Here is an 18262-nt window from a genome sequence, read left to right as displayed (position 1 = left end):
CGCCATCCGACAACTCAAGAACCTCGGCTACGACGTCACCCTCATCCCGCCCACCGCAGCGTAGTCACCTTTATTTTCGTATTAGGAATCGATTGCGTGTGATCATGGTTTTTCTCCTCATGCAAAGTGCGAGCCTCCGAGTTCTACCCGGAGGCGGGTTCGTCCAATGAGATGCCCCGTGGTTTCCCCTGTGAGTCATATCACTGTGTCGATTGGCCATTTGATAGGCCAAGGTGAATAGAAAAAGTGACACTTTCGTTACTAAGCATGCTGTGAATCTGCTGTAAGTTAGCCGATAGGCTATTAAGGCGGTCCGAAAGCAGCGCTGCTTCCAACGGGGGAACATGAAAACTGGGGAAAGCTCAGAACAATCGATCTCGGTACATGTCGCGGGAGGGGACTACCTCACGGGGCTCGCATTGGCGCAACTCTTCAATGAGTCCGGGTTCATCACCGTTACGGGCTTCAGCACCCGCGGACGCGATGCGGTGAAGCAAATGGAGAGCGAGCGTCCGGATGTGGTGCTCATGGATGCACTCATCACCGACCGGGAGGCCGCTGCAACCACGACCGAAATCTGCCACCTGCGCAGCACCAAGGTAGTGATCCTCTCAGCGCATTCGACCGGCGACACCGAAGCCATGATGCATTCGCTCTTCCAAGCGGGCACATCCGGCTACCTGCGACGGGACCTTACGCTTGAGGATATTGCGGCAGCACTTCGGATTGTTCACCGTGGCGGCCTCGTGAATGCCGTTTTCTCCTCATGTACCCATACACCACATGCCGCGCCGCAGATCGACCTGGAAGTGCACAACCGCCTCAGAGCGTTGAGCTCCCGTGATCTGAGGATTGTCGCCGCCTTGTCGGACGGTCACACCAATATGCAGATTGCGCGCAAAATGAACCTGAGTGAAGCGACCGTCAAAGCCAGACTTGCACGGGTGATGCAGCAGCTTGGAATGGAAAATCGGGTTCAAATAGCCGTTGCCGCAGTGAGGGCCGGCGTTCAGGTCTGACTACCCTCCGTTGTCTTTGACTCGCCGTGCGTAGGCAGAGTTTCCCGCGCAGCCATCCACATCATGATCGCCGCCAGTGCGGTGAGACCGGTCGCCGCAAAGGCCCAGTTGTAAGACAGTGTGTCGACCAGGACCCCGGCAAGGATCGGGCCCAGGATGGCACCGGTGTCGGCACTCATCTGGAAACCCGCCAGCACCTTCCCGCCGCTGCGTTCGCTCCCAATGACGTCCGCCACCACGGCCTGCTGGGCGGGATTCAGTATTCCGGTCCCGATACCCGCTATGACCGACACCACCAGGAACCAGAACACATCACCGGTGAAGCCGATACACGCCATGGCCGCACCGTTGATCACGAGGCCGGTAAGAATCAAAGGCCGGCGGCCAAGAGTGTCCGCCAGCCGTCCCGATACGGTCAGGGCCAGAGCCGTACCGGCGGCGAAGAACGCGAGTGATATCCCGGCGACTTCCGGGCCGGCGCCAAGCACGGCTGCTGCAAACAGTGGAATGAGAGCCATTCTTACCCCGAAGGAGGACCAGCCGTTCGCGAATCCGGACACCAGCGCTGCACGGTAGGCGGAGTCCTGCAGCGCAACACGCACGGAGAGTGCGGGCAGGGGCGCGGACTTCGCCTTATCCTGCAGCGATGTGTCCTTCAACTGGAAGAAGACCACCGCAGCCGCCACAACCAACGCTCCGGCATACACCAGGAACGGGACCCTCAGTCCAAAACCAGCGAGTAAACCCCCGATGAACGGTCCACCGATACTGCCCAGCAGAAACGCCGACGCATACGAGCTGGATACCCGTCCCCGGATGGACGGCGGCGCCAGCCGGATGATCAATCCCATGGCCGAGATGGTGAACATCGTGGAGCCGATGCCGCCGAGGCCGCGGAAGATCAAAAGCTGCCAGTAGTCGGCGGCGAACGCGCAGGCAGCCGTGGAGACTGCGACGATCAGCAGACCGGAAATATACACCGGACGCTCACCGAGCTTCTCCACGAATTTCCCGCCGGCCGGCGCGAAGACCAGGCGGGTGAACGCGAACGCACTCACAATGATGGAGGACGCCGTCGCCCCTACATCAAAGCTCTGGGCGAACTGGGGGAGCACCGGTGAGACGAGCCCAAAGCCGATGGCGATGACAAAGGCTGCGGCAATCAGCACCTTGATTTCGCGGGGCATGCGCACCCGTTCTGCAGTGCCTGAATCCCGTCCCGGGGGGCGCGTGGATGCGCGTCTAAATCCAACCATGATGGCAAGAGTCTTTCACGGGAGGGCCACCAGGGCTGACTACCGCGGTGTGAGAAGCTTGAAAACGTGAACGAGACCCTATCGATAGTAATTTTTGTGGCCATCGCCATTGCCGTTCTCGGCTCATTGGCTATCCTTCTGGTGCGTGCCCGCCGAACACCGCCCGGTACGTATACAACCACCCGGGACGCGGACGACGACGACGGCCGGCAAACCGCCGCCGGTTCCGGCACTGCCACTGACACACTCGAACCGCAGGCAGACCCGGGAACCGCGCCCGACGTCGTCGTACCCGATGACCTGCGCGATCTCGATGAGGCGCCTGCTGGCATCGAAACGGTTCCGGTCGAGACTCCCGATCCCGTCCAGGGCCGGCTGGCCAGGCTGCGCGCGCGGCTGGTCCGGTCCAACAATGCCCTGGGCAAGGGTCTGCTGGCGCTGCTGTCCAGGGACAAGATCGATGAGGATGTGTGGGACGAAATCGAGGAAACCCTGCTCCTTGCCGATCTGGGCACCGAGCCCACCACGGAGCTCGTCGACGCATTGCGCCAGCGGGTGAAGGTTGCAGGAAGCCGCAGTCCTGACGAGGTCAAGGCAATGCTCCGCGAGGAGCTGATCAAACTCGTGGATCCCTCAATGGACCGCTCGCTGGCCACCGAGAGGCACGCGGACCGGCCGGCAATTGTCATGGTGGTGGGCGTCAACGGCGTGGGGAAGACCACCACGGTTGGCAAACTGGCCCGGGTCCTCGTTGCCGAAGACAAGGACGTGCTGCTCGGTGCAGCGGATACCTTCCGCGCGGCGGCAGCCGAGCAGTTGGCCACCTGGGGTCAGCGTGTGGGAGTTCCCACAGTAAAGTCCGACGTCGATGGAGCGGATCCCGCGTCGGTTGCCTTCGAGGCCGTCAAGGCGGGCATCGACGGTGAAGTGGACGTGGTGATGATCGACACCGCTGGCCGGCTGCAGAACAAGGTGGGCCTGATGGACGAACTGGGCAAGGTCAAACGGGTCATTGAGAAGCAGGGAACCGTTGACGAGGTGCTGCTGGTGCTCGACGCCACCACCGGTCAGAACGGGCTGAATCAGGCCAGGGTGTTTGCCGAAGTAGTGAATATCACGGGGATTGTGCTGACCAAGCTCGACGGCACGGCGAAGGGCGGAATTGTGGTGGCAATCCAGCGGTCACTGGGCGTTCCGGTGAAGCTGGTGGGGCTGGGCGAGGGCGCGGATGATCTGGCACCCTTTGACGCGGAAGACTTCGTCGACGCATTGCTGAACTAGCACTCCCCAGGTCAGCGTCCCCGGGGATCGACCGAGGGCGGCCGGGTCAGCGTCCCCGGTGATCGACCGAGGGCGGCCGGGTCAGCGTCCCCGGTGATCGACCAAGAGAGCGCCAGCGAACGCGCGGAGATCCACCAAACCGCATCTCATCGCATGTTGCTTTTGATCTGATCCGCGCGGCCCTCAATGAGGGCGATCCGCTTTGCCCGGCTCCAGTTCTGGACCTGCTTTTCACGGGCGAAGGCGTCCGTTACGCGCTCATACTCTTCACAGTATGCGAGTTGCACTGGGAGGCGACGGAATGTGTACTGGGCGCCCTCACCGGCCTGGTGTTCGTTGAGACGTCTCTCGAGGTCCATGGTGCTGCCAACGTAGAAGCTCCCATCAGCGCATATGAGGATGTACATGTGAGGCACTGGCCACTCCTTTTCAGGACTTCCAGTATGCAACGAGTGGATTGGACGCTGCCGGTTATCCACAGGCGGGGTCGCCGGTCTCCGCGGTGCGGACCACGAGAGGGCGTTTGGTCGACCACCGGGGTGCGGTGATCGACCGAGGGCCGCCGGGCACCGGTGATCGACCACCGGGTGCGGCCCTTGGGAACTAGAAGGTGAACGTAAACACCGTCGCCGTACCTGCGGTGACCGGCAGTGTTACCTCAGTGGATCCCGGAACGAACCCCGGAAGCGAAGGGCGATCCGCCGCGGGGATGGGCGGAGCGGCGGCGCCGTCAATCAGCGTTGCATCCTCGGCACCATAAGCGGGACCGGTCATCTGGGTCATTGTTCCGGTGCGGACACCATCCGGAAGTGTCATGGTGACCTCGGTCTGCGCCGCCGTCTCCGGATTGTTTTCATTGACGAGAATGACGCTCATGCTGCCGTCGTCGTGCTTCACCGCGTAGCTGTAGGCCAGCCCGCCGCCCTCCTGGCTTGATTTCATGAACCCGCCCTGAGGCAGCTCAGCCACCAGGGACAATCCGTAGTAATTGGCGCGTTCCCGGAAGGTCGCATCGGGCTGCAGATACGGTCCGCCGGAGCAGATCGAGGACATTGGTGGGCCACCCTCGCAGGTCAGGAGGGAACTGTGAAAACTTAGCCTCGGGATGCCAAGCTGGGCTGCGCTCAGTGCGTAATCGACGCTCCAGAGTGCCGAAGCGTGCGTCTTGGTGGTCTCGTTGGACCCCGGGCAGGCGGAAATGCCTGTTTCGGGGATCCACGTAAACAGGCCGGCGTTGTTCGCCGGGGTCATGGCGCGGAGGCGGTAGTCCTGCGCGCGGTCATGGATCGCAGGGGCCATCAGGTTTTCCAGGATTGGTTCGCCCAGCGGATCATCCGCGCCGTCGCACTGGGAGAGTGGGTAGTGATGGAAGGAGAGGATCTTCTCCTGCTGCAGATCGGATTGTGCGAAGGGCTCCCACCATGACTCTGAGTAGGTGCCGGGCCCAACGATCGGGACGTCCGGCGCAACCGCAAACATGGCATCCGCGTACTCCTTGAGTTCACCGATGTACTCTTCAACGCCCCAGTCATCCGGTCGCAGACCGTTGCTCGGATAGCCGTTGGGCTCGTTTCCGACGGTGATTCCCACCAGCCGATCGCCAAATATGTTCGACGCGTGCATGGCCATGTCTGCCGCTCGTGCCGGATCGAAATGCGCCAGGTCAACTGTCAGGCTAATCGTCGCGTCCGCAGCGTCCAGAAGGGTCTTGACCCGCTCAAGGTCCGCAGGACTGGCCGCACGCACGGGATGTGCGTCGTCGCCCTCCAAGTCTCCGGGAGTGGGCTCGCCCGAAGACGTCCAGAAGAATCTGCGGTCCACGGCGTTGCCGCCGAACCGCAGCATCGGCGTCCCCAGACCTTGAAGGCTCGACACCATCTCTGGGTTGTCTCCGGAAAGTCGCGGGTCCGCCAGATCGGTCGCTTCCAGCGACAGTCCAACCAGGCCGGGGGAGAGCACTGTGCCGGTTGGCTCGGCCGTCACCGAGATGGACATCGGCTCGACTGCTTCCAACGGAGAACCGGCGGGAGGACCAGCTTGTTCGTAGAAGACGGTTGGCGGGGCGGGCAATGGCTCCTCGGTTGTTGGCGAGGCTGAGGCAGACGGCGTTTCGACCGGCGTCTGGCTCGGTGTGGGCGGCGGAGCAACTGATTCCGACGCCCCAGCACCCGGCTCCTCCTCCCCCAAAGGTAGGACGGCAACGCCAACAACAGTGCCCGCCACCAGGGCGAGGACGGCCGCCCCCGCCCCGATCAGCAGGCGAGGACTCGGACGGCCCCTGCCTTTCGGGCGGACCGGCTGCGGCTCGCCGCGCGGCTCAATCGGGTGATTCGAATGTTCTGTCATTGCACTCCAAAGCTCGGATGGTCTGGCTCCAGTTTATCCAGTTCAGACTCGCGGGTCCCACCGGAGGGCCGCCCCTTTCGTTTTCGGAAACATCCCCGAAACATTGTGGTCATCGACTCTTTACCTCAGTGAGCCGCTTGTAACCTGCCGGCAACGTAATTCCCAAACCATGGAAACACGGACACGGCATTCTTTTGAATGCGGGAATTGCCCGCCACTCGTGGAGAGGGACGTGAAAATGGATCTGACAGCAGGTCACGTCTGGGTAATGATTTCAGCAGCCATGGTGCTCTTAATGACACCGGGCCTAGCATTTTTTTATGGCGGCATGACCCGTGCCAAGGCAGCCTTGAACATGATGATGATGAGCTTCATTGCCGTAGGACTGGTGGGAATTGTCTGGGTACTGTGGGGGTACTCCATGACGGGCGGCGACGGAATCGCCCAGCTCTTCGGCAACCCGTTCGCCTCGTTTGGACTTGAGGGCCTGATCGGCAGTGAAGACATGATCAGCGCTGGCTACGGTGCAACGTTCGCCATCATCACCGTTGCCTTGATCAGCGGTGCCATTGCCGACCGCGCCAAATTTGGCGCCTGGTCGCTGTTTGTGCCCATCTGGGTCACAGTTGTCTACTGCCCACTGGCGTTCATGGTCTGGGGTGGCGGTCTCCTCAGCGCCGATGGAGCAATCGGCGGTGCTGTAGGAGAGGCAATTGACTTCGCCGGAGGAACCGTTGTGCACATCAGCGCCGGCGTCGCGGCCCTGGTGCTCGCCCTGATCCTCGGCAAGCGCCAGGGATTCGGCAAGGACCCGGCACATCGCCCGCACAATGTGCCCCTGATCATGCTCGGAGCCGCACTGCTGTGGTTTGGCTGGTTTGGGTTCAATGGCGGTGCGGCAGGCAGTGCTGAGGAGGCAGGCCTCATCTGGGTCAACACCATGGCCGCTCCTGCAGCCGCAATGGTTGGTTGGTTGGTCATCGAACGCTTCCGCGACGGACGGCCCACTTCGCTGGGTGCGGCCTCCGGTATTGTTGCCGGCCTGGTCGCGATTACTCCAGCCTGTGCCAACGTCAGCCCGGTGGGGGCCGTGGGTCTTGGCCTGGTATCAGGTGCCGTGTGCGCCCTTGCCGTAGGACTGAAGTACAAGCTCGGCTTTGACGACTCACTGGACGTTGTTGCCGTGCACCTGGTTGCAGGAACCGTGGGCACCCTTGCTCTGGGTTTCATTGCCCTTCCCGTGGACGGCGCCGGCGGCGGACTGTTCTACGGTGGCGGAACCGCTCAACTTGTGGCGCAGATCGTCTCAGTGCTGGTGGCGATCACGCTTTCGGCAGTCATGACGGCACTGATCGGCCTGGCCATCCACAAGACCATTGGCTTCCGGGTTACTCCCGACAACGAGGTCTCCGGCGTGGATCTCTCCGAGCACGCCGAGACCGCTTACGAGTTTGGCGGACTGGGAGTGGGTGGCGCGTTCCATCCCTTCCCTGCCAACTCACGCGTTCCGGAGCTCACCACGGAGAAGGTGAATTCATGAAGTTGGTTACAGCGATAGTCCGTCCTGACAAACTCGACAGCGTGCGCGGTGCCCTGGAGAACTACGGGGTGCAGGGGCTTACTGTCAGCCAGGCGAGCGGTTATGGCCGGCAGCGCGGCCACACCGAGGTGTACAGGGGAGCCGAGTACACCGTGGACCTGCTCCAGAAAGCCCGGGTGGAGGTGCTCGTGGCAGACGCCTGGGTGAATGACATCGTTGATGTGCTGGTATCCACCGCCAACACAGGGCGGGCCGGGGACGGCAAAGTCTGGGTCCTGCAGGTCGACGACGCCGTCCGTGTCCGCACCGGAGAACGCGGAGACGCCGCCCTCTAAGTCAGACCGGAACGTTCGCGCAGGTCACGCGGCTTATACGCCGCGTGACCTGCGTTTTTGCCTGCAGGTTCAGATGGGCTCCCACGAGTCGCATCCGTCGGAGCCTGCAGGATATTCATCCATCGGCACTTCATCTGCCTGCCACGCGGCCAGTACCGGTTCAACGATCCGCCAGCAGTCCTCGGCCGTGTCGCCCCGGACGGAAAGCGTGGGATCGCCGGTGAGAACGCCGTCGAGCACTTCGCCATAGGGCAGCAGATCCGAGGCATTCAGTTCCGCCTCAAGTGTTGTCCTGTCGAGGCAGAAGACATCACCGGGCCCATTCACATCCAGGTCGAGCTTCAAGGTGTCCGGGCCAAACCCGATCCGCAGACGGGTGGGGGCGTCCTGTCCGGTAAACCCGAGGGGGAGGTGATTGACCGGCTTGAAGTTGATCACGGCCTCCTTGCGTTTCTTGCCCAGGGCCTTGCCCGACCGCAGACGGAACGGCACTCCTGCCCAGCGTTCATTGCTGATGGACACCACAATTTCCGCAAGCGTTTCAGTGTTACGTGTTGGTTCCACCCCGGCCTCCGCTACATAATCTGGAACCTGGCGTCCGTCGATGGACCCTGCGGTGTAACGCGCCCGCCGCGTGCTGCTGCGGAAATCCTGATCCACCGAACTGGCGCGCAGAACCGTGCCGATATGGTCCCGAAGGTCCCTCTCATGCAGGGTCGACGGCGCGTTCATGGCTATCAGCGCCATGACCTGCAGCAGGTGGCTCTGGATCATGTCCTTCAATGCGCCCGCATTGTCGTAGTAGCGGGCACGGTTTTCGAGCGCGAGGTCTTCGTCGAAGATGATATCCACAGACTCGATGTGCAGGTTGTTCCACACCGGTTCGAGCAGCCTGTTCGCAAAGCGCAGGCCCAGTATGTTCAGCACGGTCGCCTTGCCCAGGAAGTGGTCCACGCGGTGGACATGGTCTTCGGGCACAAGCCGGGACAGCACGCTATTGAGGTGGTGGGCCGACGCGCGGTCAGTCCCAAATGGCTTCTCCATGACCAGCCGCGAACCCTCCGGCAGGTCGCCCGGCTTCAGAACCGAGCATGCCTTTTCACTCACCGCAGGCGGCAGAGCGAAGTAGATTGCCACGGGACCCTCAAGCTGTGCCAGCAGTGCCGCGAGTGTTCCCAGCGCCGTGACATCGAGCTGGTGATAGGTGCTCGCCGAACGGATCGACTCCACCGCGCTCTCACCGTCGGCCGGCGACGGTCGCTGGCGGGCGCCGTCGTGATCGTTTATCGAGGACGACGACGGCGCATCCGCGAAAGAGGTGTGCAGACGGTCCTGCCACTGGTCGGGGGACCAGTCGTCCGATCCGGCGCCCACCAGGGTAATGTCCCTCGCCCGGCCATGCCGGATCAGCCGCGCAAGCCCGGGAAGCAGCAGCCTGCCGGTCAGGTCGCCGGAGGCCCCGAGAATGAGCAGGGTTTGGATGCGGCGGTACTTTGGGGCGGATTCGGAGACCGGTTCATCAATCGCATGGGTAGTCACCCTTAACACCCTGCCATCGATCCGCGCTCTTGTCCCGAAGGGCAGCCGCACGCTCAGTTGGTACCCTAGATAGTTGAGTCCAACCATCCACGCGACGAAAGCAGTTCACGCAACGTGTTCAATTCACTCTCTGACCGGTTGACGGCAACCTTCAAGAACCTCCGCGGCAAAGGCCGGCTCACCGAAGCCGACGTGGATGCCACGGTTCGCGAAATCCGCCGCGCACTGTTGGACGCCGACGTCGCCGTGTCGGTTGTGCGCGAATTCACCGCGAAGGTGAAGGAACGGGCGCTGGGACTTGAGGTGTCCCAGGCGCTCAATCCCGGCCAGCAGGTGGTCAAGATCGTCAACGAGGAACTGGTGGGGATCCTCGGTGGCGAGACGCGTCGAATCCGCCTGGCCAAGAACCCTCCAACAGTCATTATGCTCGCGGGTCTGCAGGGGGCAGGCAAAACAACACTCGCGGGAAAGCTCTCCAAGTGGCTCAAGGGCCAGGGGCATAGTCCGCTCCTGGTGGCCTGTGACCTTCAGCGTCCCAACGCGGTCAAGCAGCTTCAGGTCAACGGGGAGCGCGCCGGCGTTCCCGTCTTCGCACCGCACCCGGGGGTGAGTTCCGAATATGAATCGGCCTCTGGTGATCCCGTCGCCGTCGCGCGCCAAGGCATTGCGGAGGCGCGGGCCAAGCTGCATGACGTCGTCATCGTCGACACCGCCGGACGCCTCGGCATCGACGCCGAGCTGATGCAGCAGGCATCGGACATCCGTGATGCTGTCACACCGGATGAGGTGCTGTTTGTCATCGACGCGATGATTGGGCAGGACGCAGTCAACACCGCGCAGGCATTCAACGAAGGTGTCAACTTCACGGGCGTGGTCCTGACGAAGCTCGACGGCGATGCCCGCGGTGGTGCCGCGCTGTCGGTCGCGTCGGTGACGGGCAAGCCCGTCATGTTCGCCTCAACCGGCGAGGGTCTGGGTGACTTCGAGGTCTTCCACCCGGACCGCATGGCTTCGCGCATCCTCGACATGGGCGACATCCTTACCCTGATTGAGCAGGCCGAGCAGTCCTGGGATAAGGATGAGGCAGCCCGGATGGCGAAGAAGTTCGCCGATCAGGAGGACTTCACCCTCGACGACTTCCTGGCCCAGATGCAGCAGATCCGCAACATGGGCTCCATGAAGAAGATGCTCATGATGATGCCGGGCGCCGCGAACATGCGCCAGCAGCTGGAAAACTTCGATGAGCGGGAGATTGACCGGGTGGAGGCAATTGTCCGCTCCATGACTCCCCATGAGCGGGTTGCTCCCAAGATCATCAACGGCTCCCGCCGCGCTCGTATTGCCCGGGGTTCGGGTGTGCACGTCTCCGAGGTCAACGGACTGCTGGAGCGCTTTGTGCAGGCGCAGAAGATGATGCGGAAGATGGCATCGGGCGGCGGAATGCCGGGAATGCCGGGGATGCCAGGGCCCGGCGGCTTCGGTGGAGGCCAGAAGAAGGGCAAAGCCGCGGCCAAGAGCAAGAAAAAGCCGCGCTCCGGCAACCCGGCCAAGGCAGCGCAGGAGGCAGCAGAGGCGGAGGCGCGGCGAAAGGCCGGCCGTACGTCGGTACCCACCGGCGCGGCGTTTGGGCAGCAGGGTGACTTTGATCCGTCGTCGCTGGATCTACCCAAGGGTTTCGAGAAGTTCCTCGGCAAATAGGAAACTCTCCTGGTTTTGTCACAGCCGGGCAGTAGGTTGACACGATGACCAAGCAAAGAATTGTCTTTGTGCACGGCAGCGGCGTCTTCGGCGCAGCGGCCTGGCCACAGCAGCATGGGCTCTCCCTCGATTACGACTGTCTATACCTCAGGCGCCATGGATTCGATCCGGTGGCTGAGCCGTTGCCCACGGATTTTGCCGCGGATCAGCGCATTGTCACGGAGGCCCTCGGGGCGGGCGGCCATCTGGTTGCCGCCTCGCAGGGTGCCATCGCGGCGATGATGGCAGCGGTGGAGCGCCCGGACCTGGTGCGGTCCCTGGTGCTGGCTGAACCGGCGTGCCTATCCCTGACGGACAGTCTGCCGGCCACGGCTGCGCACCGTGCCTTGATCCAACCGCTGTATGACCGGCGGTCCGCAATGACGGATGGCCAGTTCCTGAAGGAGTTTGTCCGGATGGTCTTCTCTGCTGAGGCGCGGCCGCTGGACTCCTCCCAGGCGCAACGCAATGCACGGCGTCTCCGGTTGCAGGTCCCGCCGTGGGAAGCGCCCCTTCACATTGTTCCCGGGGTGCCTACGCTGGTGCTCACCGGGGGCTGGGAACCCTTGTATGAGGAGGTTGCGGGCTATTTGGCAGGGACCGGTGCACGGCATGAGATGCCCGGGGGAGGTCACCGTCCTCAGGACACGGCTGAAGGTAGCCGGCTGATCCGTGAATTCATCAGCGAGCCATCCGTGGAATAACTTTAAGCTTCAAGTAGTTGAACCCGGTATGACCAACGAAAGGAGCACTCCAGTGAGGGAGAAACAGGTTCTACTGCCCGCGGACACAGCGATGGGCACCGTCATGCTGAAGGTTGGAAACGTGGAAGCCATGGCGTCCTACTACCGCACTGCCCTGGGCCTGACCGAAACAGCAGAGGCCGACGGCGGACTGTATCTGGGGCGCGGCACGGTTCCCCTCATTCATCTGGCGCCCGCCGGCGCACTCACGCTCCCGGCGCGTACCGAAGCCGGGCTCTTCCACACCGCGCTGGTCTTCGATGACCAGGCCGCCCTGGCCGCCACTGTCGCATCCGCAGCGGAGTACGACGCCGGAGCGTACGTTGGCAGCGCCGACCACCTGGTGAGCGAGGCCTTCTACTTCACCGACCCTGAAGGCAATGGCATCGAACTCTACTTCGACAAGCCCCGCGAGACCTGGGACTGGATCGATACCAACGCCGGCAGGACCGTCACGATGGATAACCTGGCCTTGCCGCCACGGCAGTACCTGGAAACCCACCTGACCAGCGAATCCGTGAGGGACCAGCAGGCGGCGGCTGCCGCCGTCGGGCACGTCCACCTGCAGGTTGGCGACGTTGACACGGCCGGGGAATTCTACGTGGACACCCTGGGGTTCGAGCGGACGGCAGGCTGGCACGGTCAGGCACTGTTCGTCTCGGCGGGAGGCTACCACCATCACATGGCCATGAACGTCTGGAACAGCCGCGGCGCGGGTCCACGAAAAGACACTCTCGGCCTGGGTGAAGTGCTGATCCGCGTGCCCGCTGCGGATGAAGTGGGCGCACTGGCGGAGAGGTTGAAATTCGCCGCAGTCACCCACCACCACACAGGCTTGGAGCTGCTTTTCAACGATCCTTGGAACAACAAGATCAGGGTCTCCGCCGCGTAGCGTTACCTCCGGCCTGTTGGATCGGCAGCTGATTCGTCCTGCGGGTCCCCATCTGGCACAATAGACGTGTACTCGATCCGTGCAGCCCCTCTCTCTGCACGCGCATTGTGTCCTGAGAACCCCTATGATTGGCCCGCCCCACGGGAGCATGACGGATGGGTTCGCCCCTTTTTACAAACAAGGAGTGACCACACAAGTGGCCGTAAAGATTCGTCTCAAGCGCATGGGCAAGATCCGTGCACCGTTTTACCGTGTAGTTGTCATGGACGCACGCGCTAAGCGTGATGGCCGTGCCCTCGAGGAAATCGGTAAGTACAACCCCACCGAAGAGCCTTCGTTCATCGAGATCAACTCGGACCGCGCACAGTACTGGCTCGGCGTTGGCGCACAGCCCACCGAGCAGGTTGCCGTTCTTCTGAAGATCACCGGTGACTGGCAGAAGTTCAAGGGACTGGAGGGCCAGGAAGGCACGCTCAGGACCAAGGCTCCCAAGGAAACCTTCACCACCCCAGAAAAGGGTTCAGTGATTGTTCCGGAGGCCATTACGCCTAAGGGCAAGAAGGCCGACGCGCCGGAAGCAGAAGAGGCTCCGGCCAAGGCTGAAAACACCGAGGCCGAGTAAGTTGCTGGCTGAAGCGCTGGAACACCTGGTGCGCGGAATTGTTGACCGTCCTGACGACGTCAAGGTTTCCGCCAAGAACAACCGCCGCGGGGAAACCCTCGAGGTGCGGGTTCACCAGGAGGACCTGGGCCGGGTCATCGGCCGCCAGGGACGCACTGCGCGGGCATTGCGCACAGTGATTTCGGCCCTTGCCGGCGGCGAACCCGTGCGCGTGGACGTAGTCGACACCGACCGCCGCCGCTGACAGCATTCATCACGCATTATTCGAGTCCGGCCCCGCACCCTTGCTGGTGAGGGGCCGGACTTGTTCCGGCACCACCCACATTGACGAAAGAAGCACATTGGACCTGCAGGTTGCGAGAATCGGGAAACCCCACGGAATCCGTGGCGAGGTGACTGTGCAACTCTTCACGGACGCGCCCCAGGACCGGTTTGAGCCGGGTGCGACCTTCAGGGTTGAGCCGGCTTCAGCCGGACCGCTGACGGTGACCGTGGCGCGGTGGAACAAGGACGTCCTCATCCTCGGCTTCGAGGAAATACCGGACCGCAATGCTGCCGAGCAGTTGCGCGGGGTGAAGTTGTTCATTGACGCGGAGCAAGAAACCGACGACGACGGCGACGCCTGGTACGAGCACGAGCTGGTGGGCCTTCAGGCACGGGTGGGTGACGACGTCGTTGGCCGTGTGAGCGGCCTTCGCACCATGGACGTGCAGGATCTGCTGATCATCGAACGGACCGACGGCCAGGAGGCGCTGGTGCCGTTTGTGACCGAAATCGTTCCCGTGGTGGACGTCGCGGGCGGCTTTGTGCGCCTCACGCCTCCCGCCGGCTTGTTCGATCTCAATCTTCCCGGCTCGAACCAGAGTGACGCCGAAGGTGAAATAACCGACCACAATACTGAGGACGGCCAGCGCTAGTGCGCATCGACGTCATCAGCATTTTCCCCGAGTACCTGGCGGCTTTGGAACTCTCCCTCATTGGGAAGGCACGCCAGGACGGACTGCTGGACGTGCATGTTCACAACCTTCGGGACTTCACCCTGGACCGCCACCGCACCGTGGACGACACCCCCTACGGCGGCGGCGCCGGAATGGTCATGAAACCCGAGCCATGGGCCCAGGCGCTGGAGAGTGTTGCCGGTGACCGCCGTCCCGTGCTCATTGTGCCCTCGCCTGCCGGGACGGTTTTCAATCAGGCGATGGCCCATGAGCTCGCAGCGGAGAGTCATCTCGTTTTTGCCTGCGGCCGGTATGAGGGCATTGATGAGCGGGTGATCGAGTGGGCCGGCGAGTCCTTCGACGTCCGCCCGGTCAGTCTTGGGGACTATGTCCTGAACGGCGGGGAAGTCGCTGTGCTGGCGATCGTTGAGGCGGTTGGGCGGCTACTGCCCGGTGTGGTGGGTAATCCGGAGTCCCTCGTGGAGGAATCACACGCCAATGGACTGCTGGAGTATCCCGTGTACACCAAACCGTCGTCCTGGCGTGAACGCGACGTGCCGGAGGTGCTGCTGAGCGGCAACCACGGTCGGATCGCCAGCTTCCGCAGGCATGAGCAATTCCGCCGCACGGCGAGCCGGCGGCCGGACCTGCTGGAGGGACTGGCCGCAGCCACACTGGAGCCCGCGGATCTGACCGTGCTCGGGGAACTGGGCTACGACGTCGTCGGCGGTGTTCTTGCCCACCGGTATCGTTCGGCGGAACTATGACGTTGTGGCATAATTGAACTTTGTGTCTACTGGGCGCACACCTGCCACAGGGGGAGTGCTGCCAACAGCCAGGCACACCGGCGACCAATTTGGATTCAGCCGGCACACCTAAATTTCGACGGTCTTTGCCCGCAGACAATGGGGCCTTGGCTGCCGTGACTAACGTGAATGACCTGTGGCGTTCATCAGGAGCAATTACATGCATATTCTCGACAACGTTGACGCGGCTTCACTGCGGAGCGACGTTCCTGAGTTCCGCGCGGGTGACACCGTCAAGGTCCACGTAAACATTATTGAAGGCAAGAACACCCGTGTTCAGATCTTCCAGGGCTTTGTACTCGGCCGCCAGGGTGACGGCGTCCGTGAAACCTTCACCGTACGCAAGGTGAGCTTCGGTGTGGGCGTTGAACGTACCTTCCCGGTTCACTCACCCGTCATCGACAGGATCGAACTTGTCACCAAGGGTGATGTCCGCCGTGCCAAGCTGTACTACATGCGCGATCTCCGCGGCAAGGCCGCCAAGATCAAGGAAAAGCGGGATCCAAAGACCGCCAAGTAGGACCGAACACCAGTGCCTGGACTCTCCGTATCCCGGAAACCAGCCGGGCACAGCGCAAAGCGCCGGCCCGCTGTTCTGGGTTGGCGCTTTGTGCTCTCCGCAGTGGCTCTTGCATTGGTGGTCATTGTGGTGGTCAGGGCTACGCTCGTGGACGTTTTCTACATTCCGTCCGGCTCCATGGAACCCCTGCTTGAAACCGGCGACCGGGTGGTTGTCTCGCGGACCGACTATGTCCACGGCGAAGTCAAGCGCGGCGACGTAGTGGTGTTCGACGGGAGGGGTTCATTTGCGCCCCTCGGCACGGGAGGATTCCCGGAGGCAGTGGACACGCTGAGCAAGCTCCTCGGCATCGGCGGCAGCGATACGGTGTATATCAAACGGGTGATGGGGATTGGCGGCGATACCGTGAGCTGCTGCACCGGCCCGGATGGGATGCTGACGGTCAACGGGAACCCAATTCCGGAGCCCTACGTTTTCCCCATGGATGTCCCAAGCGAGCTGGAATTCGAAGTGGTGGTCCCGCAGGGTAAATTGTGGGTGATGGGGGATCACCGTTCCGAGTCCTTTGATTCGCGGATGCTGCTCGGTGCGCCGGGTGGGGGACTGGTGTCTGTTGACCGGGTGATCGGCAGGGCTCTCCATCTCGTGTGGCCACCCGGCCGGCAAGGAGCAATCCCGCGGCAGGCGGACCAGAATCAACCGGCGACCACCCCGCAATAGACACTCAAGGTAGGAACACCGCATGGCAAAGATGTATCCGGGCAAGCCCAACGAAGACGCCGGCGAGCCGTCCGATACGCCGCGCTTTGAACTCAGCCCCGATGGTCCGGATAAATCGGACAAGTCCGCGCATCGCACCATTGGTAGCTGGGTGAAGGAAATCCTCATCATTGTTGCCGTTGCACTGGTGCTCTCCTTCCTCCTCAAGACCTTCCTGTTCCGCGCCTTCTTCATTCCCTCCGGCTCGATGGAAAACACGCTCGCTATCGATGACCGGATTTTTGTCAACCAGCTTGTTCCCGAGCCGTTTGCGCTGCAGCGCGGCGACGTCGTCGTTTTCCGGGACACGCAGGGCTGGTTGCCGGAGCCGGCACCGGGCACTGGCCCGGGGTCCAACTGGGTGAAGGACGCGCTGATCTTTATCGGCCTCCTTCCCGACGAGTCGCAGCAGCATCTGGTCAAGCGGGTCATTGGGCTGGAAGGCGACCGTGTTATTTGCTGTGATGCCGATGGCCGGATGACAGTGAATGGGGAGCCGCTTGATGAGCCGTATCTGTTTCCCGGAGCGAGTCCCTCGGACATGCCTTTCGACGTCACCGTTCCTGAAGGAAAAATCTGGGTGATGGGCGATCACCGCAACGCCTCGGCGGACTCCCGCGCTAACCAGGACAAACCCAGCGAAGGGTTTATCGATGTTGACGATATCGAGGGAAAGGCCGCTGTGATCGCCTGGCCGCTCAACCGTATCGGCTTCCTGGGGAACTACCCTGACGTCTTTGATTCCGTGCCGGACGCTCCGCAGGCCGCCGATGATTCGGAACCAGTCCTGCCGTGACAGGTAAGGCACCAACCCTGCAGTATGAGCGGTCTTTCCTGTCGGAGGGCCACCGCTTCCTGGCGGGCTGCGATGAAGTGGGCAGGGGCGCGCTGGCCGGACCCGTGTCGGTGGGGCTCGTGGTCGTGGACATCACAGCAGCGAAGGGCCTGCGTGGAGTCAGGGACAGCAAGCTGCTCTCTCCCGCAGAACGTGAGGCTCTGGTTCCGCGGATCAGGCGTTGGGCCATCGCCTACGGCGTGGGACACGCAGAGGCGTCGGAGATTGACGAGCATGGCCTCATGGCTGCCCTTCGCCTGGCGGGTAACCGCGCCTGGGAACGGGTCAGACTGACGGTCCGCCCGGACGCCGTGATTCTGGACGGCAACCACAACTGGCTGGCGCCCGTAGCCCAAGCGTCTCTTTTCGATGACGCCCCGAGGCAGGAGATGAGCTGTGATGCACCGGTGCATACCCGCATCAAGGCGGACCTCCAATGCCTCAGCGTGGCGGCGGCGAGTGTGCTCGCCAAGGTGGAACGCGATGCGATGATGATTTCCATGGCAGGGGATCATCCGGGGTACGGCTGGGACGTCAACAAAGGTTATGCAACGGCCGGCCACCGGGCGGCCATAGACGGACTGGGTGCCAGCAATCAGCACCGCATCACCTGGCGGCTTGGCAGCACCGCGGGCCTGCGCATGCCGCCGCTGGAAATTGGGGGATGATGGATCCATGAGCGCCGAAGACCTCGAAAATTACGAAACCGATATGGAGCTGCAGCTCTACCGTGAGTACCGGGATGTCGTAAGTCTCTTCAACTACGTTGTGGAAACTGAGCGGCGGTTCTACCTGGCCAACCACGTGGATCTGCAGGCACGCTCAGCGGACGGTGAAGTCTATTTCGATCTCACGCTCCAGGACGCCTGGGTCTGGGACGTTTACCGTTCCGCACGGTTCGTGAAAAACGTCCGCGTCATCACATTCAAGGATGTGAATGTTGAGGAACTCACCAAGTCCGACGACATCGCCCTGCCCAAGGACGGACCTCTGGGGGCCTGAGTTCCGCTCCACATCGCCGGGCTGTTGCTCGGGTTACCCACATAGCCAACATTCCGCCACACCTCCGGCGCCGCCTGCCACAGGCTGGTACC

At 62.4% G+C, this 18262-nt stretch carries 20 protein-coding genes; 16 read left to right on the top strand and 4 right to left on the bottom strand.

Translation table 11 applies throughout. The features are described from left to right. The first annotated feature begins 344 nt into the window (after nucleotides 1-344). Nucleotides 345-1019 (top strand): LuxR C-terminal-related transcriptional regulator, encoded by a 675-nt coding sequence (locus Y708_RS0117315; RefSeq protein ID WP_028280902.1) that lies wholly within the window; start codon nucleotides 345-347, stop codon nucleotides 1017-1019. On the opposite strand, the gene Y708_RS25955 is transcribed toward Y708_RS0117315, so the two are convergent. Continuing rightward, nucleotides 1010-2206 carry an MFS transporter gene (locus Y708_RS25955; RefSeq protein ID WP_253905860.1) on the bottom strand — a complete coding sequence of 399 codons (1197 nt, stop codon included), beginning with the start codon at nucleotides 2204-2206 and terminating at the stop codon, nucleotides 1010-1012. The two genes, Y708_RS0117315 and Y708_RS25955, sit on opposite strands and share 10 nt — an antisense overlap. 135 nt (nucleotides 2207-2341) lie before the next feature. Between Y708_RS25955 and ftsY the strand changes: the two genes are divergently transcribed. Beyond that, nucleotides 2342-3556, top strand: coding sequence for a signal recognition particle-docking protein FtsY (gene ftsY, locus Y708_RS0117305; protein ID WP_028280901.1), 1215 nt, complete (start codon nucleotides 2342-2344; stop codon nucleotides 3554-3556). Nucleotides 3557-3702: 146 nt separating this feature from the next. On the opposite strand, the gene Y708_RS0117300 is transcribed toward ftsY, so the two are convergent. Continuing rightward, nucleotides 3703-3963, bottom strand: a complete 261-nt coding sequence (locus Y708_RS0117300) for a GIY-YIG nuclease family protein (RefSeq protein WP_051479115.1) — start codon at nucleotides 3961-3963, stop codon at nucleotides 3703-3705. Between the two features lie 196 nt (nucleotides 3964-4159). Then, nucleotides 4160-5902 carry an RAD23 family protein gene (locus Y708_RS0117295; protein ID WP_028280899.1) on the bottom strand — a complete coding sequence of 581 codons (1743 nt, stop codon included), beginning with the start codon at nucleotides 5900-5902 and terminating at the stop codon, nucleotides 4160-4162. A gap of 238 nt (nucleotides 5903-6140) precedes the next feature. Here Y708_RS0117295 and Y708_RS0117290 point away from each other — a divergent pair, with 238 nt between their 5' ends. Beyond that, entirely contained in the window at nucleotides 6141-7442 is a 1302-nt protein-coding gene (locus Y708_RS0117290; protein ID WP_028280898.1) for an ammonium transporter, read from the top strand. Then, a complete protein-coding gene (locus Y708_RS0117285) occupies nucleotides 7439-7777 on the top strand; it encodes a P-II family nitrogen regulator (protein WP_028280897.1) in 339 nt (112 codons plus the stop codon). Before Y708_RS0117290 ends, Y708_RS0117285 begins: the two co-directional genes overlap by 4 nt. Before the next feature lie 69 nt (nucleotides 7778-7846). Here the strand turns inward: Y708_RS0117285 and Y708_RS0117280 are convergent, their stop codons facing one another. Continuing rightward, complete coding sequence (locus Y708_RS0117280; RefSeq protein WP_028280896.1) at nucleotides 7847-9316, bottom strand: glucose-6-phosphate dehydrogenase; 1470 nt, start codon at nucleotides 9314-9316, stop codon at nucleotides 7847-7849. 114 nt (nucleotides 9317-9430) lie between these two features. Here Y708_RS0117280 and ffh point away from each other — a divergent pair, with 114 nt between their 5' ends. The 12 genes from ffh to Y708_RS0117220 all read left to right on the top strand — a co-directional run bounded on the left by ffh (nucleotide 9431) and on the right by Y708_RS0117220 (nucleotide 18170). Further along, entirely contained in the window at nucleotides 9431-11014 is a 1584-nt protein-coding gene (ffh, locus tag Y708_RS0117275) for a signal recognition particle protein (protein ID WP_028280895.1), read from the top strand. Between the two features lie 44 nt (nucleotides 11015-11058). Continuing rightward, complete coding sequence (locus Y708_RS0117270) at nucleotides 11059-11757, top strand: alpha/beta fold hydrolase (RefSeq protein WP_028280894.1); 699 nt, start codon at nucleotides 11059-11061, stop codon at nucleotides 11755-11757. Between the two features lie 28 nt (nucleotides 11758-11785). Beyond that, nucleotides 11786-12688 (top strand): VOC family protein, encoded by a 903-nt coding sequence (locus tag Y708_RS0117265; protein ID WP_051479112.1) that lies wholly within the window; start codon nucleotides 11786-11788, stop codon nucleotides 12686-12688. Nucleotides 12689-12884: 196 nt separating this feature from the next. Further along, the gene (rpsP, locus tag Y708_RS0117260; protein WP_028280892.1) at nucleotides 12885-13310 is read left to right on the top strand and encodes a 30S ribosomal protein S16; all 426 of its coding nucleotides are present in this window, start codon (nucleotides 12885-12887) and stop codon (nucleotides 13308-13310) included. A gap of 1 nt (nucleotide 13311) precedes the next feature. After that, the gene (locus Y708_RS0117255) at nucleotides 13312-13554 is read left to right on the top strand and encodes an RNA-binding protein (protein ID WP_028280891.1); all 243 of its coding nucleotides are present in this window, start codon (nucleotides 13312-13314) and stop codon (nucleotides 13552-13554) included. A 97-nt stretch (nucleotides 13555-13651) separates the two neighbouring features. Further along, nucleotides 13652-14227 (top strand): ribosome maturation factor RimM, encoded by a 576-nt coding sequence (gene rimM / locus Y708_RS0117250; protein ID WP_028280890.1) that lies wholly within the window; start codon nucleotides 13652-13654, stop codon nucleotides 14225-14227. Continuing rightward, nucleotides 14227-15015 (top strand): tRNA (guanosine(37)-N1)-methyltransferase TrmD, encoded by a 789-nt coding sequence (gene trmD / locus Y708_RS0117245; protein ID WP_028280889.1) that lies wholly within the window; start codon nucleotides 14227-14229, stop codon nucleotides 15013-15015. Before rimM ends, trmD begins: the two co-directional genes overlap by 1 nt. Before the next feature lie 199 nt (nucleotides 15016-15214). Continuing rightward, complete coding sequence (gene rplS, locus Y708_RS0117240; protein WP_028280888.1) at nucleotides 15215-15574, top strand: 50S ribosomal protein L19; 360 nt, start codon at nucleotides 15215-15217, stop codon at nucleotides 15572-15574. Between the two features lie 12 nt (nucleotides 15575-15586). After that, nucleotides 15587-16294, top strand: coding sequence for a signal peptidase I (gene lepB, locus Y708_RS0117235; RefSeq protein WP_051479111.1), 708 nt, complete (start codon nucleotides 15587-15589; stop codon nucleotides 16292-16294). 22 nt (nucleotides 16295-16316) lie between these two features. Further along, nucleotides 16317-17129 (top strand): signal peptidase I, encoded by an 813-nt coding sequence (gene lepB / locus Y708_RS0117230; RefSeq protein WP_028280886.1) that lies wholly within the window; start codon nucleotides 16317-16319, stop codon nucleotides 17127-17129. Continuing rightward, nucleotides 17126-17836: a ribonuclease HII gene (locus Y708_RS0117225; RefSeq protein WP_028280885.1), complete on the top strand. Its 711-nt coding sequence runs from the start codon at nucleotides 17126-17128 to the stop codon at nucleotides 17834-17836. Before lepB (Y708_RS0117230) ends, Y708_RS0117225 begins: the two co-directional genes overlap by 4 nt. Before the next feature lie 7 nt (nucleotides 17837-17843). Continuing rightward, a complete protein-coding gene (locus Y708_RS0117220; protein ID WP_028280884.1) occupies nucleotides 17844-18170 on the top strand; it encodes a DUF2469 domain-containing protein in 327 nt (108 codons plus the stop codon). The last annotated feature ends 92 nt before the right edge of the window (nucleotides 18171-18262 follow it).

Source organism: Arthrobacter sp. H5, assembly GCF_000520595.1.
Lineage (GTDB): Bacteria > Actinomycetota > Actinomycetes > Actinomycetales > Micrococcaceae > Arthrobacter_D.
This window is presented reverse-complemented; position numbering and strand designations above follow the sequence as displayed.